General features: G+C 71.8%; 15 protein-coding genes and 1 tRNA gene. 3 read left to right on the forward strand and 13 right to left on the reverse strand.

Going from position 1 to position 26,246, the window contains the following annotated elements; genetic code table 11:
* Nucleotides 1-18: 18 nt before the first annotated feature.
* Both VGO10_RS11840 and tmk read right to left on the reverse strand, forming a co-directional pair.
* Nucleotides 19-5,535 (reverse strand): hypothetical protein, encoded by a 5,517-nt coding sequence (locus tag VGO10_RS11840; RefSeq protein ID WP_327468495.1) that lies wholly within the window; start codon nucleotides 5,533-5,535, stop codon nucleotides 19-21.
* A 166-nt stretch (nucleotides 5,536-5,701) separates the two neighbouring features.
* Nucleotides 5,702-6,301, reverse strand: a complete 600-nt coding sequence (gene tmk, locus VGO10_RS11845) for a dTMP kinase (protein WP_327468497.1) — start codon at nucleotides 6,299-6,301, stop codon at nucleotides 5,702-5,704.
* Nucleotides 6,302-6,329: 28 nt separating this feature from the next.
* Here tmk and VGO10_RS11850 point away from each other — a divergent pair, with 28 nt between their 5' ends.
* Nucleotides 6,330-7,445 carry a hypothetical protein gene (locus VGO10_RS11850; RefSeq protein ID WP_327468499.1) on the forward strand — a complete coding sequence of 372 codons (1,116 nt, stop codon included), beginning with the start codon at nucleotides 6,330-6,332 and terminating at the stop codon, nucleotides 7,443-7,445.
* 56 nt (nucleotides 7,446-7,501) lie between these two features.
* Here the strand turns inward: VGO10_RS11850 and VGO10_RS11855 are convergent, their stop codons facing one another.
* From VGO10_RS11855 to VGO10_RS11880, 6 genes are all read right to left on the reverse strand, one after another.
* Nucleotides 7,502-7,945 carry a hypothetical protein gene (locus VGO10_RS11855; RefSeq protein WP_327468501.1) on the reverse strand — a complete coding sequence of 148 codons (444 nt, stop codon included), beginning with the start codon at nucleotides 7,943-7,945 and terminating at the stop codon, nucleotides 7,502-7,504.
* A gap of 849 nt (nucleotides 7,946-8,794) precedes the next feature.
* Entirely contained in the window at nucleotides 8,795-9,613 is an 819-nt protein-coding gene (locus VGO10_RS11860) for an undecaprenyl-diphosphate phosphatase (protein ID WP_327468503.1), read from the reverse strand.
* Nucleotides 9,614-9,693: 80 nt separating this feature from the next.
* On the reverse strand, nucleotides 9,694-10,572 hold the full coding sequence (locus VGO10_RS11865) for a PHP domain-containing protein (RefSeq protein ID WP_327468505.1): 879 nt from the start codon (nucleotides 10,570-10,572) through the stop codon (nucleotides 9,694-9,696).
* A gap of 83 nt (nucleotides 10,573-10,655) precedes the next feature.
* Nucleotides 10,656-12,563, reverse strand: coding sequence for an HD domain-containing phosphohydrolase (locus tag VGO10_RS11870; protein WP_327468507.1), 1,908 nt, complete (start codon nucleotides 12,561-12,563; stop codon nucleotides 10,656-10,658).
* A 116-nt stretch (nucleotides 12,564-12,679) separates the two neighbouring features.
* Nucleotides 12,680-15,925 (reverse strand): hypothetical protein, encoded by a 3,246-nt coding sequence (locus VGO10_RS11875; RefSeq protein WP_327468509.1) that lies wholly within the window; start codon nucleotides 15,923-15,925, stop codon nucleotides 12,680-12,682.
* Entirely contained in the window at nucleotides 15,922-17,868 is a 1,947-nt protein-coding gene (locus tag VGO10_RS11880; RefSeq protein WP_327468511.1) for a PKD domain-containing protein, read from the reverse strand. Before VGO10_RS11880 ends, VGO10_RS11875 begins: the two co-directional genes overlap by 4 nt.
* Nucleotides 17,869-18,010: 142 nt before the next feature.
* Here VGO10_RS11880 and VGO10_RS11885 point away from each other — a divergent pair.
* Together VGO10_RS11885 and VGO10_RS11890 are read left to right on the forward strand one after the other, a co-directional pair.
* Nucleotides 18,011-18,083, forward strand: a tRNA-Thr gene (locus VGO10_RS11885).
* A 1,357-nt stretch (nucleotides 18,084-19,440) separates the two neighbouring features.
* Nucleotides 19,441-19,863, forward strand: coding sequence for a hypothetical protein (locus tag VGO10_RS11890; RefSeq protein ID WP_327468513.1), 423 nt, complete (start codon nucleotides 19,441-19,443; stop codon nucleotides 19,861-19,863).
* On the opposite strand, the gene VGO10_RS11895 is transcribed toward VGO10_RS11890, so the two are convergent.
* From VGO10_RS11895 to VGO10_RS11915, 5 genes are all read right to left on the reverse strand, one after another.
* Nucleotides 19,814-20,155 (reverse strand): hypothetical protein, encoded by a 342-nt coding sequence (locus tag VGO10_RS11895; protein WP_327468515.1) that lies wholly within the window; start codon nucleotides 20,153-20,155, stop codon nucleotides 19,814-19,816. The genes VGO10_RS11890 and VGO10_RS11895 overlap by 50 nt on opposite strands.
* A 509-nt stretch (nucleotides 20,156-20,664) precedes the next feature.
* Nucleotides 20,665-20,925 (reverse strand): hypothetical protein, encoded by a 261-nt coding sequence (locus VGO10_RS11900; protein ID WP_327468517.1) that lies wholly within the window; start codon nucleotides 20,923-20,925, stop codon nucleotides 20,665-20,667.
* Nucleotides 20,926-21,224: 299 nt separating this feature from the next.
* Nucleotides 21,225-23,489 carry a choice-of-anchor Q domain-containing protein gene (locus tag VGO10_RS11905; RefSeq protein WP_327468519.1) on the reverse strand — a complete coding sequence of 755 codons (2,265 nt, stop codon included), beginning with the start codon at nucleotides 23,487-23,489 and terminating at the stop codon, nucleotides 21,225-21,227.
* Between the two features lie 124 nt (nucleotides 23,490-23,613).
* Nucleotides 23,614-24,255, reverse strand: coding sequence for a TetR/AcrR family transcriptional regulator (locus VGO10_RS11910; protein WP_327468521.1), 642 nt, complete (start codon nucleotides 24,253-24,255; stop codon nucleotides 23,614-23,616).
* Nucleotides 24,256-24,342: 87 nt separating this feature from the next.
* Complete coding sequence (locus VGO10_RS11915) at nucleotides 24,343-26,235, reverse strand: TetR/AcrR family transcriptional regulator (RefSeq protein WP_327468523.1); 1,893 nt, start codon at nucleotides 26,233-26,235, stop codon at nucleotides 24,343-24,345.
* Between the last annotated feature and the right edge of the window lie 11 nt (nucleotides 26,236-26,246).

The following is a 26,246-nucleotide window of genomic DNA, read 5'->3' on the forward strand; positions in this document are numbered from 1 at the left end:
TAACCGACGGGCCGTCGCTCAATGCAGCACGTCGGTGAGGCCGCCGGTGACGAGCGCCACGCCGGCGACCACGGCGATGAAGAGCAAGGCCATGACGATGAGGCGCTCACGGCGGACCTCCGGCGCGAGCAGCGTGCGGTCCTCGCCGTCATCGCCGAGGGCGGCCAAGAGCTCGTCGTCGATAACGAGGCCGGCTGCTGGGGATGCGGCTTGGGCGCGTTCGGCGGCGCTGCGCAGATCCTCGAGCTCGGCGCGCAGCGCGGCCTCGCGCTCGCCGGCGTTTGCGTGGGCGGTGTCGACCGCGGCGCGCAACTGCTCCTCGCGCTCCTGGGCCTCGGCGAGTGCCGCCTGCAGCGCGTCGTGCTGGGCGGTGAGCCGGGTGAGGTCATCCTGCGCGTCGTTGCTGTGCTCTAGGCGCGAGCGCAGCTCGGCCTCGCGCTCACGGCCCTCGGCCAGCGCGCTCTGGATCTCGTCGAGACGATTGGTGAGATCCGCTTCGCGGGTGGCTGCTGCGTGGGCGGCACGCTCGAGCTCGGCGAGGCGGGTGTCGGCCGCGTTGGCCTCGGCGAGGCGACGGTGAGCGTCGCGAAGTTCGTCCTGGAGTGCGACGACTTGCGCTGTGCCGGCGTCGCCATCGGAGATGCGGGCCAGAAGCGCGGCGCGTTCGGCTTCGAATGCCGCGGCGCGCTCGGCGTGTTCGGCCTGGGCGGCGACGAACCGGCCTTCGGTGGCGCGGGCGCGATCCTCGGCGGCGGACTGGGCGGCCGCGATCCGCTGGTCGGCGTCGTGGTCGGCCTGCGCGCGGGCATCGGCAACGGCGGCGGCGATCCGCGCATCGGCCTCGGCTTGGTAGCTCGCGCGGGCGGACTCGAGATCGTGCTCGGCCTGGGCACGAGCGGCTTCGAGCTGCGCAGCCGCTTCGGCACGCGCGATCTCAACTTGCTCGTCGCCAGTGCTGCCCGCCTCGGCGCGAATACGCGCGATCTCGTTCTCGGCCGCCGCGACGCGCTCCTGCGCGCGCTGCTGGGCGCGGGCGGCGGTGGCCTCCGCCTCGGCGCGGACGGCCTCGAGCTGCGTCGCGTTGGCTTCCCGCTCGTCGGTGAGGTGGTCCTGGACCGCAGCGAGCTGTTCGGCGGATGCGGCTTGGACGGACGCGATGCGGGCTTCGGCCTGTTTCTCGACGGCGACGGCGCGCGCCTGTGCCTCGTCCTGCACTGCCGCGATGCGGGCAGCCGCTTCGGCTTCGAGTGCTTCGAGGCGCCCAATGGAACCCGTCTCGGCGGCCTCCAGCTGGTCGCGCAGCGCGGCGAGACGGCTCGCCGTCTGGGACTCGGCCTCCGACGCTTGCTCCCGTGCCGCCGCGACCTGCGCTGCCGCTTCGGCCTCGACCTCGGCCAGGCGCTCCTGTGCGGCGTCCTCGATCGCTTGGACTTCCTCAGCGGCTGCCTCGCGCCCGCGAGCGAGAGCGTCCTGCGCCGCTGCCAGGCGCGCCTCGGCCTCGGACCGGGCGGCGGCGATGCGCTCGGCGAGCAAACCGCGCTCGTGCTCCTGCTCGGCGATGATCGCCGCCACGCGTGCGTCAGCGTCGGCCTCGGCGGCCGCGATGCGGTCGCCGGCCTCGTCACGCTCGCGGTCGAGGCCGTCCTGGAGCGCTGCGATCCGCGCCTCGCCGTCGGCCCGCGCGGCGGCGACGCGCTCCTCGGCATCGGCACGTGCCGCGGTCTGTGCGGCCGCGATCGCGAGGCCCGCCGCCTCCGCCTCGGCGGTCGCCTCGTCACGTGCGGCCCGTGCATCAGCCTGTGCACGCGCCACGGCGGCTTCGGCCTCGGAGACCGCCTCGTCGCGTGCGTCTCGCGCGTCGGCCTGTGCACGTGCCTCGGCGGCTTCGGCCTCGGCGATCGCCGCTGCGGCTTGCGCGCGCGTTGCTTCGAGCTCTCCGCGCGCGTCGTCGATCGCTTCTGCGCGCGCCCGCTCGACCGCGGCTCGCGCTGCGGTGACTTGCTCGTCGGCGTGGTCCTGGGCCGCGCGCGCCTCGGCTTGGACGGCGGCGACACGCGCCTCGCCTTCGGACTCGATCGCAGAGATTCGCTCATCGATCTGGGCCTGAACGTGTGCGACGGCTTGCTCGGTCTCCGCCTCCGCTCGCGCGCGGGCCTCCTCGGCGGCGCTGGCGCGATCCTCGGCCTCGGCCACCCGCACGCGGGCGTCGGTCTCGACCGCTGCGACATGCTGCTCGGCCGCCGCCCGTGCCGCGGCCACGCGCCGCTCGGCTTCGTCGCGGGCGGTCGCGACCTCGTCGGCGACGGCGGCGCGCGCCGCGGTGACGTGCTCTGCGATCTCCTCCCGCGCGACCGCGGCCTCTGCCTGTGCGGCGGCGACCAACTGCTCCGCCTCCGCGCGCGCTGCGGCGGTCTGCTCGTCGGCGGCTGCCTGCGCTGCGGCGACCTGCAGCGCGACCTCGTCGTGTGCTGTCGCGGCCGCGGCCTGCGCGGCGGAGATGCGCTGCTCGGCTTCTGCGCGTGTTGCTGTGGCCTGCTCTTCGGCGGCCGCCTGTGCGGCAGCGACGCGCTGAGCGATCTCCTCCCGCGCGGTCGCGGCCTCTGCCTGTGCGGCGGCGACCAACTGCGCCGCCTCCGCGCGTGCCGCGGCGGTCTGCTCGTCGGCGGCTGCCTGCGCTGCGGCGACCTGCTGAGCGACCTCTTCGCGAGCCGTTGCCGCCGCGGCCTCTGCGGCGGCGATGCGCTGTGTGGCTTCCGCGCGTGCCGCCGTGGTCTGCTCGTCGGCGGCTGCCTGCGCCGCGGCGACCTGCTGAGCGAATTCGTCGCGTGCCGTTGCTGCCTCTGCCTGTGCTGCCGCGACACGTTGCCGGGCCTGCTCGCGTGCGTTGTCGACGGCGTCGGCGGCTTCGGCCTGCGCCGCGGCGATCTGCTGCTCGGCCTCTTCGCGCGCGGTCGCGGCTTGCGCTTGCGCTGCCGCGATGCGCTGCCGGGTGCTCGCGATCTCCTCGGCGGCCGCGGCGCGGGCAGCCGCGATCTGCTCGTCGGCCTCTTGGCGCGCGGCAGACGTCGCGGCCGCGGCTGCGGCCTGGGCCGCCGTGACCTGCCGGTCGGTCTCCGCCTGCGCCGCGGCCACGCGCTGCTCGGCCTCGGCGCGCGCCGCCGCGACATGCTGGTCGGCCTGTTCCTGCGCCCCGGACGTCGCGGTCTCGACGGCCGCCTGCGCAGCGGCCATCCGCTCGTCAGCTTCCGTGCGCGCGGTCGCGACCTGTCGCTCAGCCTCGGCGCGCGCCGTTGCGACCTCGCGCTCGGCCTCCTCCCGTGCCGCGGACGCCTCCGCCGCAGCCGTCGCCCGCGCCGCGCTCACGCGCTCCTCGAAGGATGCCTCCTGCGCGTCGGCCTTCTCGCGCGCGGCCGCCTCTGCGGCCCGCGCGGCGACCAGCTCGTCCTGCAGTTCGTCAAGGACAGCCGTCGCCTTCGCCTCGGCGTCCTCGAGCCGGCGGCGCAGCGCGTCGGCCTCGGCGGCCGCCGCCGCGTCGGTCTCGCGCAGCTGCGTGCGCAACGCGTCGGTCTCGGTCGTCGCTGAGGCTTGGGCCTCCTCCAGCCGCGCGCGCAGACCTTCGGTCTCCGACGCGGCGACCTCGGCTGCCTCGGCTGCTGCGCGGCGCAGGCGGTCACGCTCGCGCGCCGCCTCCTCCTCGAAGCTCGCCAGCCGCCCTTCGACCTCGACGACCCGCTCCTCGGCCACGCGCTCGACCGCCGCCAGCCGCTCGCGCAGACCCGCGGCCTCGGACTCGCCCGACGCCTCGATGACCGCGAGTCGCTCCTGCAGTGCCGAGAGCTCGTCGGCGGCGGCGCGCTGCGCTTCCTCCAGTCGCGCGCGCAGCGTCTCCGCTTCTGCCGCCGCCTCGGCCTCAGCCACCGCGAGCCGCTCGCGCACGGCGCCGGCGTCGGCCGCCGCGCGGCCGGCGCGCTGCTCGGCGTCGGCCAGCCAGTTGCGCAGGTCGTCGGTGTCGGCCTGCAGCGCCTGTTGGGCGCCCTCGGCGTCCGCTTGGGCGGCGCTCAGCGCGGCCTGCAGGGCCAGCGTCTCCTCCGCTCGCGCCCCCTCGGTCTCCTCCAGCCGCGCCCGCAGCGTCTCGGCCTCGCCAGCGGCGGTCTCGCGATCCTCGGTCGCCGCAGCCAGACGACGGCGCAGCGACCCGGCCTCCTCACCTCGCGCCCGAGCCTCGGCCAGCTCGGCCTCCACACGTGCCAGACCCGCGGTCGCCTGCTCGGCCAGCGCGGCCCGTTCGCTGGCGGCGGTCGCCGCGACCCGCAGCTCCTCGAGCTCAGCGCTCGCCGCCTCCGCGCGCGCCTCGGCCTCACGCCGCGCGGTGTCTTCGGCGTCGATCCGCCGCCGCGCCTCGCGCAATTCGGAGGAGAGCAACGCCGCGCGCTGAGCGGATTCGTCGGCGTTCTCGCGGGCAGCTTGCTGGGCCTCGGCTTCGGCGGCCCGCCGTGCCGCGCGCTCCTCGCGCACGCGCGTGGTGAGGTCATCGGCGCGGCGTGCCGCGGCCTCGGCGCGCTGGGCGAGCGCCTCGGTCTCGGCCAGCTTCTGCTCCAGCCCCCGGACGCGCTGCTCGGCCTGCTCGGCACGGCGCTGCGCGGTCCCGGCGCTCAGCAGCGCCTGGGAGCGCTCGTCCTCGATCGACTCGGCGCGCTCGCGGAACTCCGACAGGTCGGCCGCGCGCCCCTCGGCGACCTGTCGCGCCTCATCGACCGCTGCCAGTCGTGCTTCGGCCGCGCGGGCGGCGCGGGTCGCGCGCTCGGCTTGCTCCTGGGCGATCGCGATCTCGTCCTCGCGCTCCTGCAGCGCGCGGCGCGCCTCGTGGGCGACCTCGACGGCCTGGCGCGCTTGGTCGGCGGCCCGCGTCGCGCGTTCGCGGTGCTCGCGGGCACGCTCCTCTTCGGCCGCGGCGCGCTCGCTGGAGCGGACGCGCTCCTCGGTGAGGGCGTCGACGGCGCCGACGCGCGCGGCCTCGGCGCGGGCGGCGAGCTCGGCGATCCGCTGGGCCTCATTGGCGGCCTGCTGGGCGATGGAGTGCGCCTCGGCGGCGCGGCGCTCGGCGTTCTCGCGCGCCGCGCGCTCCTCGGTCAGCCGCGCGTGCAAGGCGGCGACGTCGGACGCCCGTGCGAGCTCACCGACGTCGAGCGTCGACGGCGGAGGCTCTTCGGCCGGGCGCACCAGCCGTCGCAACGCGCCCCGGCTGCGCTCGGCCTCGGGCTCGGCCGGCAGTTCCTCGACGACGGCCTCTGGCGGCGGCGCCACTGGCACCGATCGCCCGCCACGCCCCGTCGGCCGCGGCAGATCCGTGATCTGGCCCCGGCCCGCCTGCAACGCGAACGCCACGCGCGCGCTCGCCACGACCTCGGCCGGTGCGCTGAACGCCGCGCGCCACGCCGGACCCTCGGGGCCGACCTGCGGGGCTGCGTCCTCCGGGCCGGGCAGCGGCGACAGTCGATGCGTCCGCCGGCCGTCGTCGAGCAGCAGGAGCGGCATCGGCAGACGCTCCCGAGACGGGCCAATCCAGCGACCAGCGATCCGCAGCAGCACCGTGCCGGGACCTGCGGGGACCTGCTCGAAGGACTGAACCTCGAAGCGCGGAGTCATAGGGGAAGGGCGCAACGAACCCGGCGTCGCCCGCCGATCGTAGTCGCCGGACCGGCTATTGCAGGCGCTTGAGGACCGTCAGCGCGGTTGCGAGGACCACGTCGGGCGGGTCGGTGCCGTCCAGGACGACGTAGCGATCGCGCTCCTTCGCGGCCAGCGCGTCGTAGGCCGCGACGACCGCAGAGAAGAACGCCTCGCCCTCCTGCTCCAACCGATCCTCGCCGCCCCGGCGCGCCGCACCCACCGCCGGATCGACCCGCAAATAGAGCGTTAGGTCGGCGGTGAGGCCCGCGGTCGCGAAGCGGTTGAGCTCGGCGATCTCCTCTACGCCGAGGCCACGTCCGGCACCTTGGTAGGCCAGCGAGGAGTCCACGAAGCGATCCAGGATCACCGTGCGCCCGGAGGCCAGCAGCGGCAGCAGCTTCTCGCTGACCAGCTGCGCCCGCGCCGCGGCGTACAGCAGCGCCTCGGCGCGCGGATCGACCTCCAGCGCCGGGTCCTTGACCAATGCGCGGATCCGCTCCGACAGGACCGCGCCGCCCGGCTCGCGCAGGACGGTGACGTCCGGGAGCGCCGCCGCGATGCCCTCCGCGAGCGTCGTCTTGCCCGCGCCGTCGATGCCCTCGACCGCGATCAGTCGTCCACTCCTCGCCATCGCCGCGTGACAGTACCCTGGCCCGCGCATGCTCGAGGTCGTCGATCGCCATCCCCACGCCCGCGCGGTCCTGCACGCGGCGGTGCCGCCGGACGGGTCGCCGTCGCACGCCTACCTCTTCCACGGCCCCGCCGGGGCCGGCAAGCGCGAGGTCGCCCGGGCCTTCGCCGCCGAGCTGCTGGCCGAGGGCGCGGCCGATCCGGTCGACGCCCGCCGCCGTGCTGTCGAGGGCGTCCATCCCGACCTCACCTGGGTCCGTCCGAGCGGCGCGGCCGAGATGCTCGTTGGCGACATCGAGGAGCCGGTGATCGGCGCCGCCTCGCGTACGCCGTTTGAGTCCCAGCGCCGGGTCTTCGTGATCGAGGGCGCCGACACGATGAACGACCAAGCGGCCAACAAGATGCTCAAGACGCTGGAGGAGCCGCCGCCCTTCGCGCACCTCGTCCTGCTCACCGACAAGCCGGGCAACATGCTCGCGACGATCCTCTCGCGCTGTCAGCTCGTGCGGTTCGAGGCGGCAACGCCGGCGGAGCTGAGCACGCGCTTGCAGACCAAGCATGGTGTGCCGCCGCTGACCGCGGACGCTTGCGCGCGGTTGGCGTTGGGGGATGCCGAGCGGGCGCTGGCGCTTGCGCTGGCTGAGGGTCCTGCGTTGCGTGCTGCTGGCGAGGGCATTGCCCGTGCCGCGTTGCACTCGACGCTGGCGGCGCGCCCGCACGTCGCGTTGCTGGATCTCGCGCGTGCCCGTGGTGACGTCGCGGCGACGGTTGTCGCCGAGCAGATCGCTGCCGACGCTGATTTGCTGCCGGATCGCGAGGCCAAGCGCGCCAAGCGGGAAGGGGAGACGACGGGCAAGCGGGCTCATCGCCGGGCGTACGCGGCGACGCTCGACCATGGGATGCAGCTCGTCGGCCTCTGGCTGCGGGATGTCGCCTGTGTGAAGGACGGCGTCCCGGAGCTTGTGCACCATGTCGATCGTGTGGCCGAGGTCAGTGCCGACGCGGAGGCGTCGGACGCGTCGGCCAACCGGTTGCGCGATGCGGTCGGGCTGGTTGAGGAGGCGCGGACGATGCAGATCCTCAACCCGTCGGAAGAGCTCGCGCTGGAGGCGCTGGCCTCGAAGCTGGAGCGGTTGTTGCACTGAGAGCGAGACGGGGCGCGACGGAACATCGTCCGCCGCGCCGTTTGCGTCTTCGGTGCTCAGGTCGCGCGGGCGGCCTTGGTGTAGGTGGTGAAGAGGCGGTCCAGTGCCTGGGCGGCGAGGCGGTCGACGGTGATCTCGGCGAGGAGGTCGGGAGGGATGGGCTTGTCGACGGGCAGGCCGTCGAGGCGGTCGTTGTTGCAGCGCGCCAGGTCGTAACGGCGGTGGCGCAACTGCTCGACGAGGTCGTCGGTCAACGGGACCTCGAAGGTCTCGGTGTCGGGGTCGTCCTTGTTGGGGTCCCAGCCGACGGCGGTGATGAGCGCGGTTGCTGCGCAGAAGCGCATGGCGAGCACGTATTGGGCTTCGGGTCCGTAGAGGAGGAAATCCTCGAAGAGCTCGTGGCCGAGGTCCATCATCTTCTTGGTCTCACGCCGAAGGACATCGGCGGTCTCGCGATCGACGGTGATCGCGCGGGCGTGGGTACGCTGCGGGGTACTCATGGGAGTTGCAACTCCTTGGGTCATGCCCCCGGCTTGGTGCAAACAGGCGCGGGGGTGCTGTATTTGGATAGAGGCGGAGCCTAGCTGGCTGGTCGGACGGAATTGGCTCACTGCGCAGAATTGGTGCAAAGTCGCAATCTTGTTGCATATCGACCACACCAACAACTCGTGGGCGCTGGCGTTCGGGCGCTCAGCGCAACCGGTCTCAGGGTGTGCGATGTGGTCTGTCGGCACCGAGGGGAGTGAGCGGGGTCGGTGACTCGCGGCGTTGGCTCGTCATCCGCCTCGGCCCCGGGAGGGTGGGCCTGTTGGCGGACGTGCTGCGTCCGTGTACAGGCCCACCTTGGTCGACCACGGCAGTCCGCGTGCAGGCGGGCCTCTTTGCGGACGGCATTCGTCCGCCGACAGGCCCACCCGCGCTCGAGCCTCCTGGCAGGCGATCCGTGTCGTCTGGTGTCCCTCCACGGGACACCAGACGCCCTCGACCTCCAGGGGGTGGGATCCGGGTCGATTTGAACGTCACATGGACGCCAAAAACGCCCCGGACCACGCCCACACCCGGATCGATGCGGGGCGTCTAATGACGAACTATTCACCACAAAGCGACCCGCATCTCCCGCGCCCCGGCGCTCGCGGACAACAGACCAACGCTGCGAGCCACCGACCCCGCTCACTCCCCTCGATGCCAAACAGACCACGCCGCGAACCCCGACCAAGGTCTGCACGGAACACCACCAACAACACGCGCCACCCAAGCGCTCGCAACACCAGCGCACGCCCCGCGGCCAACGCCCCACGACGCCAGTCTCAGGCGGTCCGCCACCCGACCGGCACAAGCGCCGCCGTCAGCTACCCGCTCAGCGTCCCACTCGCCACCAGCGCCAGCACAACCACACCCAGCACCACCCGATACACCACGAACACCGTCACCGGATGCCGGGTCAAGTACTTCAGGAACCACGCGATCGACGCATACCCGACGATGAACGCGAAGATGGTGGCGATGATCGTCGGGACCGCGCCCGCGCCGCCACCGTTGCCCACGTCCTTGAGCTCGAAGAGCCCCGACAGCACGACCGCGGGGACCGACAGCAGAAACGAGTAGCGCGCCGCCGCGGCGCGCTCGAGCCCGAGGAACAACCCGGCCGAGATCGTCGACCCGCTGCGGCTCACGCCCGGCACGAGCGCCGCGGCCTGCGCGCAGCCGATGATCACGCCGTCGCGCAGCGTCAGCGAGTCGATCTCGCGCTCCTTGCGTCCGACCTTCTCGGCGATCTCCAGCACGATGCCCAGGACGATCAGCGCGATCCCGATCAGCACCAACTGGCGCGCGTCGGTCTCGATCTTGTCCTTGAACAGGACGCCGAGGATCGAGACCGGGATCGTGCCGATGATCAGGTACCAGCCCAAGCGAGCGTCGAGCGTCCCGCGCGCCTCGGGGTCGCGCAGCGAGCGCAGCCATGCCCGCGCGATGTTCCACAAGTCCTCGCGGAAGTACAACAAGACGGCCGCCATCGTCCCGAGCTGGACGACCGCGGTGAACGCGGTGCCCGGGTCGTCCCACCCGGCGAACGCCGGGACGAGGCGCAGGTGCGCGGTGGAGGAGATCGGCAGGAACTCGGTGAGTCCCTGCACGATGCCCAAGACGATGGCCTGGAATGCGTCCATATGCGCGGCGCACAGTAACCGCCGGATCGGCCGTGGCGACGTCCGACCGGCCAGGTCTGGTCGCGGCGTTCAGGTTGCGTTCAGGCGTCGGCGAGCGGACCCAGGCGCGGTGTGCAGCCGTGCAGCTCGAAGGCGCGGAACGCGTTGAAGCGCGGATGGTCGGGGCCGTGGAAGTCGGCCGAGCCGGTGCTCAGCAGCTCCCGTTCCTCACACACGCGCGCGACGAGCAGCGTCTGCTCACGCGTGTGGGTGACGTAGAACGCCTCGACGCCGTCCAGTCCATAACCGACAAAGCGGTCGATGATCGCGGTGACCTCGTCGGGGTGCTCGACGTCCCAGAACGGGTGCGCCCAGATCGCGACACCACCGGCGGCGTAGATCGCGGCGATCGCCTCGGCGACCGTCGGCGTCGTGCGGCGACGGTAGGCCGGCGTGCCGGAGATCAGGTAGGCCTCGAGCAGCTCGCCGAAGTCGTTGAGGCCCTCGTCAGCGAGACGTTGTGCGTTGTTGGGGTGGTTGAACGCGGCCTGGGCGAGGTGGGGCCGGCCGATCGGCAGTCCGGCGGCGCGGCGAGCGTCCAATGGCTTGCGGTCCAAGGCGAAGCCGCACTCCTCGAGCGCGTCAGCCATCCGCTGGGCGCGCGCCGCGCGGTCGGCGCGGAAGCGCGTGAGCTCCGCGAGAAAGGTGGCGTCGGTGTGGTCGATCCCGTAGCCGAGGACATGGAGATCCTCGTGGTCGCCGTCGATGGTCGACAGTTCGGTGGCGCTGACGACGCGGATCGCGCTGCCGGACGCGCGCGCGGCCGCCTGCGCCTCGGCCACGCCGTCGACCGTGTCGTGGTCGCTGAGCGCCAGCAGTTCGACGCCCGCGGCGGCCGCGCGGGCGACGACGTCGGCCGGCGCGAGCGAGCCGTCCGAGTACGTCGAGTGCGACTGGAGGTCGAAGGTCGGGCGGGCCATCGCAGCGGACCGTACCCGGACCGGTCGTCAGGAGCCGGGTGCGAGAGGCCGTCGAGGGACGATTGAATCTCGTAGAGCGAGATTCAATCGTCCCTCGACATCGCCAGGGCGCTCCTGCGCTGCTGCTGAGTGCGCAGCGACGAGCCCGCTGGCGCGCCGCCGCCGGTGAGCCCATCGGCGACCGTCTCGACCACCTCGGGGTCGAACTGCGTGCCGGCGCAGCGCCGGAGCTCGACGAGCGCGACGTCGAGCGGCCGCGCCTCGCGGTACGGTCGGTCCGACGTCATCGCGTGCAGCGCGTCGCAGACCGCGACGATCCGCGCGGGCAGCGGGATCGCGTCGCCGCTCAGGCCGTCGGGGTACCCGGCGCCGTCGTAGCGCTCGTGCACCGCGCGCACCAGCGGCGCGACGGCCGTCAGCAGCGGGATCCGCGCCAGCAGCGCCGCGCCGATCGCCGAGTGCTCCTTGATCTCCTCGAACTCGTCGAGCGTCAGCCGTCCGGGCTTGGTGAGGAGATCAGAGCGGACGCCGATCTTGCCGATGTCGTGCAACAGCGCGCAGTATCGGAGCGGACGCAGCTCGGCATCGGAGAGGCCGAGGTCGCGGCCGGTCTGCAGCGCGAGGTCGGCGACCACGTCGGCGTGGTCGGCGGTGTAGGCGTCCTTGGTCTCCAGAACGTCGGCCAGGACGCCGAGCGTCGTGGCGAAGGAGGTCTCGAGCTCCTGGGTCAGCGCGCAGCGGTGCAGCGCGGCCCCGACCTGGGCGACGACCGCGTCGGCGAGCAGGAGGTCGTCGTCGCCGAAGGCGTGGGTGGCGAGCTGCTCCAGGTTGAGCACGCCCCAGATGCGGCCGTCGACGACGATCGGCAGCGACAGCTCCGAGCCCGGGTCCGAGCGCGGGTCGCGGCGCAGGTAGTCCGGGTCGGTGGTCGTGTCGGCGATGATCGCCCGCTGGCCGGTGCGCGCGACGCGGCCGTTGACCCCTTCTTGTATGGGTTGCTCGTAGGCCAGGAAGTCGTCGTGGTCGGCCAGCGGGCCGGCGGCGGCGACGACGCGCAGCGTGTCGTCGGGGTCGAGGCGTTGGATGACCGCGAGGAAGAAGCCGAAGGCGCGGTGGAGCTCGTCGACGGCGGTCTGGGCGACGGCGTCGGGTTCGTCGAGCGGCGCGAGCTTGGTGGCCAGGCGCGCGGCGACCGCGAGGCGGGCGTGAGGGCCGGGATCCTCGCGCACCGTCTGCGGTGCGCGACCCTTGTTGGTGTACATGGCCGAATCGGCGGCGAAGAGCAGCGCGTCGCGGGTCGCGCCGTCGGCCGGGAAGGTCGCGATGCCGAAGGAGACGCCGTGGTGGTGGGCGACGCGCTCGATCGCGTCGGCGGCGCGGCGGGCGATCCGTGAGGCTGCCTCAGCGTCGGCGCGGGGCAGGACGAGCGCGAACTCGTCGCCGCCGATGCGATATGCGGCGTCGGTCGTCCGACAGGCGGCCGCGACCGCGCCGGCGGTCGCCCGCAGGGTCCGGTCGCCGGCCGCGTGGCCACCGAGGTCGTTGACCGCCTTGAAGCGGTCGAGATCGAAGATGACGACCGAGAGCGACAGCGGCGGCGTGGCCCGTTCTGCGCGGTGCAGGTGCCCGTCGAGCGCGTCGTGGAACTCGCGGTGGTTGAGCAGGCCGGTGAGCGGATCGCGCCGCGCGCGGGCATCGTGCTCGGCGATCGTGAAGAGGTTGTCGAGGACCAGCGCGGCGTGCTCGGCGAAGGTGCCGATCGCGCGGCGCTGCCGTCGGCGGCGCGCTGGCACCGGGGTGGCAGTCTGCAGGTAACCGATCGTCTTTCCGCGGGCGACCAGCGCGAAGACCGCATCCGGCGGCCCATCCGGCCCGGTCCCGAGCTTGAGCTGCGGCTGCAGTCCTGGGAACAGTTGCACGGCCCGCCGCTGCACGACGGCAGCGCAATCCTCGACGCTCGTCGTGGCTGCGACATCGGCCACCGCGGCCATCAGACGGGAAGAACTGCCTCTGCTCAGCATGCCACCGGGAGGTCGGCAGGACGAGGTCGGTTCTGTTGGGACCGCCGGTCCAAAGCGCCTCCGACCGGCGGTCCACCACCCGTGCCTCAGCCGATCGTCACCCGCGTGCTCGCCCGCTTGGCCGAGATCGCCGGCAGCACGCGGCCCTTGGCCGTCACGCCGACGACCAGGCTGGCGCGCACGGCGTAGCTCCCCTTGGACGCCTTGATCGTGAACGGGACGCCACGGCCTGCCCCGAGGTCGGCGAGCTGCGCGGCGCTCAGCGTCAGCGCGCCCTTGCGCACGGTGCGCGAGCCCTTGCGGACCTGCCAGGTCAGGGTCGCGCTCGCGGGCACCGTCGCCGCCGGCAGGCGCAGCTTCGCGGTCGCCGTGATCTGGGCCCCGCGGGCCTTGAGCTTGAGCGACCGGACCACGGTCGCGCCGCCGCCGGCCTTCGTCCGCAGCGTCAGCCGGCGCAGCGCGCCGCCCTTGCCGCGAACGCTGACACGGGCGCTGCCGGCCTTCGACCACGAGCCGGGCCGGACCGTCGCGGTCTCGCCACGGCGCAGACGCAGGCCGTTCAGCGTCAGCGATCCCGTGCCGCGCTTGGCGACCTGGCCGAGCGTGAGGGCGACCGCGCCGCTGCCGCGGACGGTCAGCGCGCCGCCAGCCCCGAGGCCGATGGCCGCGTCGCCTCCAGCCGCGTAGCGAGCGGTCGCCGCGCGGGTGGCGCCGCCGCTCGTGCTCGTCGTCGTCAGCGTCAGGCCCTTGGCGGCGCCCTGGGCGCCGATCGTCGTGCCGCCCGCGTCCATCGTCAGCGTCTTGGCCGTGCCGGCGAGCTGGAAGGCGTGGTTGCGGCCGAACAGCGCCAGCGTCCCGCCGCCGCCCTTCAGCGGCGCGCGCAGCGTGTGGCCGCGCGGGATGACGTCGGTCAGCGGGCCGGGCTCGTCACCGGTCTCCGAGGCCAGCTGGACCGCGCCGGGGATCGGCTTGCCCGCCGCGTCGGTGACCTCCGAGATCGCCGTCGCATCCGGGTACATGATGGCGATGAGCACATCCGCCACGCCGGTCGGAGGTGAGAGGTTCTGCGGAATGGCGTCGATGTCGTAGGCGCCGATCTTGTCGAAGCCGCCGCTCCAGCTCAGGCCTGGGAACGACCAGGTTCCGTTGATGTTGACGTGGATGCGGCTCTTCTCCAGCGCGCCGTCGTGGGTGCCCGAGTTGGCGTCCTCGGTCGGCATGTGCGGCGAGTTGGGGTTGTAGGTCTCGATGTCATAGCCATTGGGTGTCGGCGTCAGGCCGTAGGCCAGGACGGCGTGGCCGCTGTCGCCCTGTCGGAGCGACATCATCGCCGGATGGCCCTTGTCCAGCGCGCCTTGGATCGCCTGGAAGAGCGTGCCGGGGCTCTGGCGGCCGACCGATGCGGCGCGGATGAGCATCGTCTCGCTCGCCGACTGCGCGAGCATCATCTGGCGGACGTAGTACCGCAGCTCGCCCGCGGCGCCGGACGGGCCGTCGAGCTGGAACGGCCACGTGGCGCCCGCCGGCGCGAAGTCGGCCATCGACCTCTTGCTCGCCCAGAGCCGATAGCTGGCGAGGTCGAGGCCGTAGCAGTTGCCCTTCTCGCCGTAGCCGGCGACCGCGGCGTAGTAGATCGCGACCTCGGGCCGCGGGATGCCGGTCGAGACGCCGCAGTCGGCGATGCCGAAGGTCACGGCGCCGCACGGGTCGACCTCGATCGTCGTCTGGTCCTTGCCGTAGAGCCGGACGATGTCGCCCCAGTTCGGGCCGTCGGACTTGAAGTTGGCAAACGAGAACCCCATGGTGTTGCGGTAGGTCGCGACGGTCAGCGCGCGGCCGAAGGTGATCGTGCCGGCGCTGTGGCCGTCGCTGTCGGGGTTGCTCAGCGTCGGGTTGCCGTCGGTGGCCGTGAAAGGGACGCGGACGTTCGCGCTGCGGCCGTCGGCGGCGCGGTTCTCCAGCGGGGCGCCCTTGGAGTCGCCGGGGCCGAAGAAGATCCGCGAGTCCGGGCAGAGGCCGCGGCCGAGCACGCGCAGGTAGGTGCCGGGCTGCCCGAGGCGCGGGGCGACGACCGGGCCGGCGTTGACGTCGGCGACCACCGCGACCTTGACGCCGTCGAGCGCGCCGGCGTTGCGATCGACGTCGATGGTGGCGACCCTGGTGAAGCTGCCGCTGCTGGCCGTGATCGTCAGGCGGTCGTCGGCGGACTTGCCGGTGCCCGGCGCCGCGCTGAGCGCCAGCGTCTTGATCGGGTCCGAGAAGCCGGGCGTGAAGCGGGCCGGCAGCGTCGCGTCGACCGTACCCGAGCTGTGGGTGATCGAGATGTCGATGGGGTCGGTGTAGCCGGGCTCGACCTCCAGCGCGAAGGGCATCGACGTCGGGGTGCAGGGCGAGACCGATGCGGTGCTCTGAGCGCTCAGCCGGAACGGGGGCACGACGTCGACGGCGAAGCCGGCGGAGTCGGCGGAGTCACCGGCGCTGGCGGCCGGGTTGGCGGTGACGGTCGGCGTGAAGTGGCCGGCCGACGCGTAGGACTGCGCGGTCAGCTTGAGCGTCGCGGTCGTCAGGAACGACGAGCCGCCCGCGGGGTTGGGCGTGAAGGCGGCGCTGACGTCACCGGGGAGGCCGTCGGCGCTCAGGTTGACGTTGCCGTTGGAGCCGTTGAAGCGCAGGATGCGGACCGTGACGTCGGCCGTGCCGCCCTGGCGCAGGCGCGCGTAGCCGCCGTTGTCGATGCCGATCGCGATGTGCGGGTCGGGCGGCACCGGCGGGTTGTCGAAGGTGAAGTCATCAAAGCGCGGCGAGGTCGGGTAGATGCCGTCGCGCTGCAGGGTGAAGAAGGCGATCTGGGGCGTGCCGAGCGAGATCGAGAGGGTGCGCCCGGCGGCGCTGATCGGGACCGAGGCGGTGGCGATCTGGTTGCGGCGCACGTCGTAGACGCGCAACGTCACGTCCTCGGTGAGGTCGTCGGCGCCGTTGCCGCTGATGACCTTCATGCTGACCTTGCTGCGGAAGCTGCTGAACGCGCCCATCGAGGCGTAGTTGGGGAACTCGGCGGCGCCGCCGCAGAAGCCGAGCGAGGCGGTGCCGGAGCGGGCGGCCGGTGCGTTCGGTGAGCAGCCGTCGTAGAGCTCGCCGAAGCCGAAGGCGGCCGCGTCACCGAAGAGCACGCCCTGGGCGGCGTACTGATTGGTGATGGCGCTGCCTTCGGGGAGGCCGTCGAAGGTGATGGTGGTGTCGGCGGCGCGCGCGGCTGCGGGGACGAGCAGGACGACCGCGAGGAGCAGCGCGACCGTTGTGAGGGTCAGACGGCGGGGGCGGAGGTGCGTCATCGGTGGGCCCTCTTGTTGGTGGTCTTGGCGATGCGTCGGGACGCGGATGTCGCGGTTCCCGCCGGGCGGCCGGGGAGCGTGGCGGTCACGCGGCAGGCGAGCTTGTGGCCCGCGTCGGCGCGGACGACCTTGTGGGTGGACTTGGCCGCGCGTTTGATCGCCTTGCCGTCACGCAGCCAGCGGTAGGCGAACTTCGGCTTGCCCTCCCAGCGGCCGGGCGAGCAGCGCAGGACGTTGGCGTGCTTCTTGTCGCGGGAGATGGTGGGGCGCTTGAGGTTGCGCGGGGCCTTGGGCGCGGCGGCGGTGTCGTGGCCGACCTGGGGTAGGGGCTCGGGGCCGGCGCCGGGTCCGCCGGGCGCTGCCGGGCCGGTGACGTCGACGGTCGTCGTCGCCGTGGTCGTCGCGCCGTCGTTGTCGGTGACGGTGAGGACCACCGAGTAGCGGCCGGGCGCTGCGTAACGGTGCGGGCCCTGCGGTCCGTTGGCGGAGCTGCCGTCGCCGAAGGACCAGCTGTAGCTGTCGACCCACCCGTCGACGTCGCTGGAGGCGGTGCCGTCGACGGTGATCTCCAGGCTGCCGGGGGTGATGGTGGTCTGCGGCGTGGCGACCGGCGCCGCATTGATCCCGTTGTCGCGCAGGTAGCCGTCGTTGGCGGAGTTGTTGTCGCCGTTGGCGTAGATGCTGAGCGTCTCGAAGAGGACGAAGCGCCCCGTCGGCCCGACCACGAGCGGGACGCCGGCGCTGCCGAGCGCGTTGCCGCCGTCGGAGAGCACCGAGGCGCGCTGGATGGCGCCGGTGTCGCGGTCCACGACGTAGATGTCGTAGTTGCTGGACGTGTCGCTGCTGATCAGCTGGGAGATCGTCTGGAAGGCGACGTACCGGCCGGTCGCCGAGATCGCGGGGCTGGTGCCGCCATATTGGGACTCCGCGCCGTTAGGGCCGACGCTCGCGCGGCTGGTCTGGCCGAAGCGCAGGTCGCGGACGAAGACGTCGTTCGCGCCATTGAGGTCGCCGGTGACGATGTTGGTGCCGACGCTGTCGAAGGCGACGACGCTGCCGTCGCCGCTGATCACGGGACGGACGGAGTCGGCGCCGGTGACCTCGCCACCGTTGGAGGAGACCGAGGCGCGCTGGGTGGTGTGCAGCGTGCGATCGCGGACGAAGACGTCGAGCTTGCCGTTGGTGTCGTTGGGCACTAGGTCGCTGGCCGCGGAGGAGAACGCGATGAAGCGACCGTCACCGCTGATCGACGGCCCGTCGTTGGAGATCTCGCCATTGGAGGCCGCACCGTTGGGGAGCCCGTCGACGCGCTCGGCCGCCGGCTGGTCGAGCTGTCGCGCGAACACGTGGAAGGTGAGGCCCGAGCCGTCGTTGTTGAAGGCGAAGTCCGGGCCCACCCACGCGACCGTCCGGCCGTCGGCGCTGATCGCCGGCTGCATGACGTCGTCGTTGTTGATGGTCGCCGGGCCGGCGACGGTGCCGTCGGTCCGCACGCTCGCCCGCACCGTGGTTCCCGCCGCGACGTTGCGCACGTAGACGTCCGAGCCGCCGTTGATGTCGTTGGCGACGAGGTTCTCCGAGAGCGACTCGAAGGCGATGATGTTGCCGTCGGCCGACATCGACGGATGCGAGCTGGAGCCGTCGAAGGTCTGCAGCGCCGGGTCCGGCATGCTGATGCGCACGATCTCGTGGGTCCGGCGATCACGCCGGTAGACGTCGCGCGTCCCGTTCGTGTCGCCCGCGACCAGCGGCACCGCCGTGACGAAGGCGACGTAGCGGCCATCCGGGGTCATCGTCACATCCGTCGCGCCGGAGCCCAGGGCACTGCCGGTCCCATCCGTCGACGCGAGCATCGTGCTCGGCAGTGCTTGCGCGGCGCCGGTGAAGGCCAGGCAGGCGAGGAGGCCGCCAACCACGCTGGTGAGACCTCGGAGAGCGCGCATGTGCGCAATCTGACCACACTCAAGCCACCGGCGACCGGAGCCTGGACGTCCGGGCAGGACGCCGCGCTCCGTCCAACTGGCAGGCCCCACTCGCAGGAACCTCCCACCGAGCCCTGCTCACCGCTACCATCTGGCCCGTATCGCCACCGTAGCTCAGCTGGTAGAGCACTTCACTCGTAATGAAGGGGTCACGGGTTCGAGTCCCGTCGGTGGCTTCCCCTTTCGCCCTTGAGGGATAAGGGCTGAGAGCCTGGCGGCCAGGTGACGCAGGATGCCGTCGAGGCGCGTGGCGCCCTTCTGGCGTCCGTTGCTCATGCAACTACTGGCACGGCGGGTCTCCTTCGAGGTGCTGGACTTGCCCGCGCGAGCATCGACGAGGCCGACGCGCGGGCGCTCGATGAGTTCCGGCGCGACAACGAGGTCAGCACATGACCGGACGAGACCACGAGATTGAGGCATACGTCGATCCGCGCTGAGATGGCCCGACGGCTTGGGATCAGCGTCGGTTCGCTTGACAGGATGGTCAGGCGGGTGAGATCCCGAGCGTGACGTGAGGCCGTCGCCTTCGACGGTTCCTGCCCTCGGAGGTGATCGAGGTGCTGTCGAACCAGCCTGACGAGCCGAAGTCACCGCTCGCGCCGGAGGAGGACCGGATTGTAAGGTCAGGCCCATGAACAGCGGTAAGCGAAATGAATTGGAAACCGCGCTTGCGGACGCGGCGATCGAACTAGCGAAGCGAGCCGAGGCAGAGACGAGCCCTGTCGCTGCTAAGAACCTTGCCGAGGCGGCAGCGGCGTTAGGCCACGCTGCGAAGGGCACCAGGGGTCCGTCAGAGGCGGGCTGAGCAAGCATGCAGAGCCGCGCAGCGACCTGGAGGATCCAGTGATCACGTCGCTGCGCCGAGACCACCCGTCATGGCCCTCTCCCTGAGTCGGACCGGGCACCCAAGCGCTAATGTCCGTATGCGGACATTAGTTCCAAGGGGTCATTTTGAGTCTGCTGAGACGCAGAGCGCAGGTAGATTGGCAAAGTAAGCAATCCTGATCTTATCGTCGGACTGGGTGGCTTGCGCCGCGCCGTCGCTGGGTTTTGGGCGCGCATCTAGCCCTAGGGCTTGTAGATCAGGGAATTTGAGGCGCGGTTGCCACCATTGCGCAGCAAATCTGCACGCTCACAAGCGGTACACGCACAATGGCATCCTTAGTCAACTTCAAGGTAGTAGCCAGCGGTAACTCAGGCTAGGCTGACGGCGCCAGAACGACGAAGAGTCCGCGGTCTAGGCGGACTCTTCGCGTCAAACCTCCAAGCGCCGCAGAACGGCGAGAAGGCCTAGTGACATGGACAGCGTATCGATGCTCGGCATCCTTTTGGGGATCGCCGCGCTTTGCATCACGTGCTTCGCGGTGGGGTTTGCCCTCGGCCAGGCAATTAAGAAGTAGGGGCTCGCGGTGGGACGGCCAGACGGCCGAGACGCCCAGGAGGCTCCCGGGTTGGTCGCCGATGCGATTCCTAAAGCGATCTAGGGCCCAAAGGGCAGTTGCACACGCCGATGGTTTCGGAGAGGGTGCCCGGATGGACGGAGGCCCCTTCATCACAGCCGCCCTCTTCTGCGAGCGCGTGCTCGAGGAGCGAGACGGCGTCATGAGCGCGATCCGCATCGTGGATCGCCTGACGATCATCCAACCCGAGCCACCATTCATCGCCGCGGTGACAGCGGTGATCTCGCTCAAGCAAGGCAAGGCGGTCGGCCGCTACGCCCTCGGCCTCCGACCGGAAGCACCCAGCGGACTACAGCTGCCGGTCTTCCAAGCCCCGGTGAACTTCGACGGGGGTGAGGGCGACCGCGGCGTCAGCGTCGTCCTTCCCCTGCAACTCGAGGTCGAGGAAGGCCTCTACTGGTTCGACGTGCTCTGGATCGACGACCGCGCCGACCATCAGGAGTTGCTTACGCGAATGCCCCTGCGGGTCGTTTGGCAGCCCACGCCGGCACAATGATCTCGGCTTCGTCCTCGTGGACCGTCACGGTCTGCGCAGCCGACGTCGTGCTTACCGGGGACGGCATCCACTCTGGCGACAACGCCGCGAGTCGCTCTCGGAGCTCGGCCTCGGTGATGTCCCCGCGATCCAACTCGGCGATGCCGAGCATCACCGACCCGGCCATGCCCGCCGCGGCGATGTCGCCCTCAACGATGCTCGTCGCTGCAGCGTCCTCGAGTCCCTCAACATCCATTGCGCCGCGCACGTAGCTGGCGACGGCGATAAGGAATTCGGTAGCGAACATGTCCAAGCCTCGGGTTCGTGTCGGTGCGGATGAACTACGGAGACGATTCAAAGATCTTCGATGTCACGAGCGATTGCAAGCGGGAGAACTAGTCGCCCTGGCAGAAGCAGAACGCCCCGGCCCTTCCTGGTTACCCGCAGGCTCGCTGTCTCAGATCCTCGTCTATTACGAACGTGATGGTACGAAAGTCGCGGTTGTCCACCAGTATCTTCGGCCAGACGGCGCCCTGGGCGCAAGCGGGATGCCCGACCCAAAGCTCATCGTGGACGAGGGTACGGTCTATCTGCTCGACCGCAAGAACACCTGAGCACGGGCCAAGAAACGACGAGGTGCGTCTCGGCCTTTCGGCCGAGGCGCCTCAAGGGAACAACGTCGACTTCGAGGGGTAGGGCGGGGCTACGCGGCGACCGGCCCTTTGGCCGTGCACTTGACGTTCCTTGAGGCAATCGCCTCCCGGCGCCGGATCGCGTTGGTCTCGGCCTTGCCGTGCGGGCGCCCATGCGCCCGCCACCAGTTCAGCTTGCGGCAGGTGACCCGGTCTGTCGGGTAACCGACCCGAGTCCGTCGTTGAGCTGGGCGGCGAGAACGTCGAACGGGAAGCCCGAGCAGTGCGCACCGAACGGCGCGATGCTCACGGTCAGATCGGAGAGCACGTTGCCGCCCGCGCACGACGGCGCGACGTCGACATGGTCGTTGCCGCACTCCAGGTGGTAATGATCGGTGTAACCGGCCTGGGGTGCGCAGGCGACAGGATCGACGAACCGCAGCGGGAACACCGCGGGCCTTGAGCCGGTCAGCGAGGTAGTTGGCCAGGACGTGGTTCTTGAAGATCGGTGCGGCGAGCCACTGCGTCCGGGTCTCGTTGCCGGTGGCGATGATCTCGATGCTGGATGGTGGCCGGTGATGAGGAGATGGATGACCTCGGCTAAAGGCAATATTGGAGTTCGCGGTTCCGGAGTTGATTTGACCCGTAGGAGGACCGTGCGGTCGTGACGGCGGCTAGTTCCTTGCCGCATCGTTCGAGGGCGGCGTCGAGTGTCCCTGACACCCCGCCGGCGCTCAGGCCGCTTCCTCTTCAGCGCTTGATCGTGAACGTGTGTCTGACGGTCGTGCCGCCGACGCTGCCCAGCACGGGCCGGGCGAGCAGGCGGTAGGAGCCGGGGGACAGGGGCTTGCCTGCGAGCACACCGATCCATCTCACGATGTTGCGCCCAGCCTCGTCGACGTGGGAGAAGCTGCCTTTCAGCAGGACGTAGCGGGTGCACGCCTTGGGCTTGCGGCCGGCGCGCTTGTGCTTCGGGGGCGCGGCGCAGAGCTTGTCCTCGCGTATGCCCTTGACGGCGTGCTCGACGGTGAAGGTCGTCCTGGCGGCGACGCTGTCGGTGTAGCTGATCGTCGTGCCGTGGTTCTTCTTCTGCTTCCTGGTGACAGGACGAAACGACATCGGGCTGAGGGAGAGGTGCGTCAGCGCGACACCCGTCGCCACCGTGCCGGAACCGGAGCCGGGGGCTGGCGTGGGGGACGGCGTCGGACTCGGGCCGGGTGTCACTGACGCGTCGGTACTGGCGACTTCCACGGCGCCGATGTCCGATCCGTCGCCGGCGTCGGCGATCGCCCCGAAGTTCGACGGTCGTGTCAGCCCGCGCTGATCGGTGAGCGCGCTGAATGCCGAGCCCGCGTCGATGACAGGGCTGCCGGCGGCGGGCAGCAGGGTCTGCGTCGGACCGCCGTTGTCGGCCAGCGGACCGAGCTGCGGATCGGCCGTGAGCGGCGAGCCGGTGATGGTGGCCGCGCCGACGGCGTGGGCGGAGTCGACGAGGTCGAACGCCGAGACGTCGGCGCTCGCAGATCCGAGATTGGCTGGGGAGCCACCCGCCGGCTTCGCCGAGGCGAGGTCGAACGGGCCGACGCCGCCGGCGACGATCGTGTCGCGCAGCGTCGTGGTCGCCGCGCGCTCCGTGTGACCATCGAGGACGAGGTTGTAGATCGCCGCGCCGTCATAGTCGGCCGAGTTGCCGGCGAACGTCGTGGTGTCGGCGTGCAGGCTCCCGTTGAGGTTGAAGACCGCTCCGCCGATGCCCTTGCCGGGATCCGAGGTGGTGGCCGGCCCGCCGAGCGCCGCGTTGCCGGCGAGGGTCGAGTTGACGATCTCGAGATCACCCTGCATGGCGAAGATCGCGCCGCCGAGCCCTGCCCCGGCCCCGCCGGCCGTTGCGCTTCCGGTGCCGCCACCGAAGCCCGCACCGCCGCCCAAGTCCTCCGAGGCGCCGCCGCCGGCGCCGAAGCCGCCGCCGCCACCACCCGCGCCGGCGTTGCTGTGCCCGCCCCCGCCTCCACCGCCACCGAAGCCGCCGTTGCCCGCGTGGGAGGTGAGGTCCCCGCGCGTGATCGAGGAGCTGCTACCGCCCCCGCCGCCGCCCACTCCACCACCCCCGAGGCCGCCGCCGTCACCACCGCCGGGTGCCCCCGACCCGAAGCGGCCGCCGTCGTAGTGGCCGCACGTGCAGGCGGTACCGGACGGGTCACTCGGGCCGCCGGCGCCGTCCCCCGCCGCGACGGCGCCCGTCCCGTTCGCCAGCCCGCCGTCCCCGCCCAGCCCGGTGCGCGCGCCGCCGCCGGCGCCCGCGGCACCCGTCTCTCCCGCCGCGAAGCCACCGCCACCGCCACCCAGGCGGTTCACGGATGTCGAGGTGCCGCCAGCCGCGCCGCCGAAGGTGCCGGCGCCGAACCCGCCGCCGGCCGCGCCGCTCGAATCGGTTCCGATCCCGCCGCCCCCGGTCCCCGCGGCCGGGTTCGCCGCCCAGCCGCCCTGCGCGGTGTTGCGGGTCAGTGTGGTGTTCTGGACGATGACGGTGCCTTGGCTGAAGATCGCACCGCCCATGCCCGCGCCGCCGCCACCGCCGTTGGCGTCGCCGCCCTTGGCGTAGCCGTCGGCGAGCGTGAGGTCACGGACGGTGAGCCGCCCGGCGCCGGGGGTCGTGTAGTTGAGCGTCGCCGGCTTGGTGGGGTCGGCGCCGACGAACAGCAGCCGGAACTTCGGCGCGGCCAGTGCCCGTGTCAGCGTGGCGCCGTGGCCGTCGAGCGTGATGTCGCTGGCGATTGGCGGCAGGCCGTTTGGCCCGTACCAGTGGTTGTCGACCGCGGTCAGCGTGTACGTGCAACCGGCGCCGAGGGCGATGACGTCGGGGGCACCGGTGGCGTTGGCGGCCGTGATTGCGGCAATCAGGGACGTGACGTCACCCGTGGTGTCGGTGCAGTCCGCGGCGAGCGGGGCGGCTTCGGCGGCTGGGCAGAGCAGAGCCGCAACGAGGATGGCGATGGCCGTCGCCCAGCGCTTCATCGCGCGAAGCTACTCCTTGGTCGGGCGTCCGCGCAAACTCGCTCGTGAAGAAGTCGAAGAAAGGGTCGGCGCAATGAGTGGTGTTCTCGTCGCGCTCGGCCGGAGCCCACGCGGGCTCGGTCGGTCAGGCAGGGTGGTAAGCCAGGCTGTTGACGCGTCGGGCTTCCTGGATCCCGAAGACCGTTGACAGGCAGACGTGGCTGATGGCGGGCAGTCTGTCGGGAAGCTCGTGCAGGCGACGGTCGAGGGCGTGGCTGTGGATGGTCTCCCAGAGGCCGCCGGCGAGGCAGAGCGCTGTGGTCTGGCGCTGTGATGGTGAGCGGTTGGGGGCGGCGGGGCCGGGGTCGAGGAAGGTGGAGAATCGCGTCAGGGTGTGGCGCTGGCGCGCGTGGATCAGCGGGCCGAGGGCCGGCAGCTCGATGACCGACAGGTAGACCATCTCGGGTGCGGCGGCGAGGTCGCAGAGCATGGTGCTCAACGCGTGATGCACGGCACGGGCGGGATCGTTCTGCACGCTCGCCGATGCGTCGGCCATGCGGCCGTAGAGCTGCCGTGCCGAGGCGGCGGCGGTCTCCAGCAGCCAGTCGATCTCGGTCGGCCAGCAGCCGGTCAGCGTGGCGAGCGACACGCCGGCGCGGTCGGCGACGTCGCTGAGGCGCGTCGCGCGGTAGCCGTGCTCGTAGACGATCGAGGCGAAGACCATCATGAGCTCCTCGCGCTCGTCCCTGGGCGCGAAGCCTGTCCCTGCGAGATCGAGGTGGTCCATGTGGCCCACGATACGCCTGTGATGAGCGCGAAATCCAGACCAAGTTGAGGAACATCTACGGCTCCCGAACGGGCCTGTGAGCAGCGGTCAGCGGGGCGGCGAGGCGTCGGCGGGCTCGGCGACGCGCAGCGCTTCGTCGGCGCCGAAGAACGGGGTCAGGCATTGCACGCTGAGCGCGGCAAGCGTGCCGGGCAGCTCGACGATCTGCTCGTCTTGGACAAAGCGCCGCAGGGTGGCCAGCAGCCCATCGACGAGGACTTCGAGGGCGGCGAGAGGCTCGGGTGCAAGCTGCTCGTCGACGGCGACGTGGCCGGCGATGAGCTCGAAGAACAGGGCGATGTAGCGGCGGCGCAGCGCGGAGGCGATCTTGGCCAGCTGTGGATCATCAGAGACGGCCAGCGCCGAGCGCGCGGGGGTGCGGGCGATGTGGTCCAGCGCCGCTTGAAGGGCGCGGTGCGCGGCCAGCGGCGGATCGCTGGCCGCTTCCAGGAACGCCCCGGCGGCCACGACCATGAGCTGGCTGGCCCAGGTGTCCAGCGCTTGGGTGGCGAGCTCGTGCTCGTCTTCGAACAGCGCGTAGGCGACATCGAGCTCGACGCCCGCCTGCTGAGCGACATCGGGCATCGTCGTCGCGTGCAGCCCGTGGTGGGCGGCGGTCTGAGCGAAGGCGTCCATGAGGCGGCGGCGATCGTCGGGGGCCAGGCCCGGATCGGCGCGCCGGGCGTAGACGTCGGCGGCCTCAGCAGCAGCGCTCAGGCCCAGCGCGGGGGTCAGGATGAGCTCGATCAACGGCGCCGTCAGCTGGGGAAGCTGGGCGGCACGTCCTTCCAGCACCCAGTCGGCGGCGAGCTCGGCGATGCCGGCGACCAGCGCCAGCGGCAGCAGGCTGGGCAGGCCAGGGCGCAAGACGGCCGGCGCCAGGAGCCGGGCAACGGCGTTCATGGCTTCGTCGATGGCCGGGAGGGCCGTGCGTCCGGCTGACGGCGCATCGACGAGCAGCAGCCGGGCGCGCTGGGGCTCGCTGGCCAAAAAGCGCAGGCCGGCGTCGACGGCGGCGGCGACCTTGGCTGCCCGATTGGACTGGCGGGCGGCCGCGGGCCAGATGGCGGCAAAGAGCTCGACGAAGGCCTGGTCAAAGGCCGTGGCCCATGCGTCTTCCTTGGACTCGAAGTTCTCATAGAACGCTTCGGGCGAGAGGCCGGCGCAGGCGATCAACTCGCGGATCGATGCCGCTTCAAAGCCCTGACGCTCTGAGACCTGCAGGACGGCTTCGAGGATCCGCAGGCGCTGATGACGGGCCACGAAGCCGGTCGGCAGCCCGTGGCGCCCGCGCGGCAGCGCCTCCCAGGAGACCGCGGGCGCCAGGGGCGTGCCGGCAGGCAGGACGGAGCCGGGCAGGGGCCGTGGCCGGGAGGTCTCATACATCGCCCCCCACGCCGCCAGGTCCAGAGCAGCGCCGCGCAGGCGACGCAGCTGGCCGGCGCGCAGGTGGTCTTCGAACGTCCGCAGCGCACCGCCCGCCAGCACGGTCCAGGTCGCTTGCGCCATCACCGGGCGGCCGTCAGCGGTCGCGGCGCTGCGCAGCAGCTCGCGCAGGCCCGCGGTGACCGAGCGTCGGCGCGCGAGGCCCGCGGGGCCGGCGCCAGCAACGTCGACCAGCACGAAGCGGGCCTCGGCGGGCCGGGCCAGGACGGTGTCGATGACCGCCGTCAGCACGTCGGCCAGCACGGCGCTCACCTCACCCTGGACGGGGGCGCGGGTGCCCAATGCGACGCAGGCGTCGGCCACAAAGGCGTCGCAGGCGGCCAGAACGACGTCCTGCTTGTCGGAGAACAGGGCGTAGAAGGCGCTCTTGGAGATCCCGGCCGTGCTTGCCAGGTCAGCAACGGTGGTCTCGCCGTAGCCCTGCTCGGCCAGCCGGGTCAGCACCGCGGCGTAGAGGCGCTCGCGGTGGTCGGCCGCGGCGACCTCGGGTTGCACGGCGTGGCGAC

Origin of the sequence: Baekduia sp., assembly GCF_035996765.1 — a bacterium.
Classification (GTDB): Bacteria; Actinomycetota; Thermoleophilia; order Solirubrobacterales; family Solirubrobacteraceae; genus Baekduia.

Coding starts and splice junctions, on each gene's coding strand:
- VGO10_RS11840 (WP_327468495.1), bottom strand. CDS start 5,535: ATGCCGCTCCTGCTGCTCGACGACGGCCGGCGGACGCATCGACTGTCG.
- tmk (WP_327468497.1), bottom strand. CDS start 6,301: ATGGCGAGGAGTGGACGACTGATCGCGGTCGAGGGCATCGACGGCGCG.
- VGO10_RS11850 (WP_327468499.1), top strand. CDS start 6,330: ATGCTCGAGGTCGTCGATCGCCATCCCCACGCCCGCGCGGTCCTGCAC.
- VGO10_RS11855 (WP_327468501.1), bottom strand. CDS start 7,945: ATGAGTACCCCGCAGCGTACCCACGCCCGCGCGATCACCGTCGATCGC.
- VGO10_RS11860 (WP_327468503.1), bottom strand. CDS start 9,613: ATGGACGCATTCCAGGCCATCGTCTTGGGCATCGTGCAGGGACTCACC.
- VGO10_RS11865 (WP_327468505.1), bottom strand. CDS start 10,572: ATGGCCCGCCCGACCTTCGACCTCCAGTCGCACTCGACGTACTCGGAC.
- VGO10_RS11870 (WP_327468507.1), bottom strand. CDS start 12,563: ATGGCCGCGGTGGCCGATGTCGCAGCCACGACGAGCGTCGAGGATTGC.
- VGO10_RS11875 (WP_327468509.1), bottom strand. CDS start 15,925: ATGACGCACCTCCGCCCCCGCCGTCTGACCCTCACAACGGTCGCGCTG.
- VGO10_RS11880 (WP_327468511.1), bottom strand. CDS start 17,868: ATGCGCGCTCTCCGAGGTCTCACCAGCGTGGTTGGCGGCCTCCTCGCC.
- VGO10_RS11890 (WP_327468513.1), top strand. CDS start 19,441: ATGGACGGAGGCCCCTTCATCACAGCCGCCCTCTTCTGCGAGCGCGTG.
- VGO10_RS11905 (WP_327468519.1), bottom strand. CDS start 23,489: ATGAAGCGCTGGGCGACGGCCATCGCCATCCTCGTTGCGGCTCTGCTC.
- VGO10_RS11910 (WP_327468521.1), bottom strand. CDS start 24,255: ATGGACCACCTCGATCTCGCAGGGACAGGCTTCGCGCCCAGGGACGAG.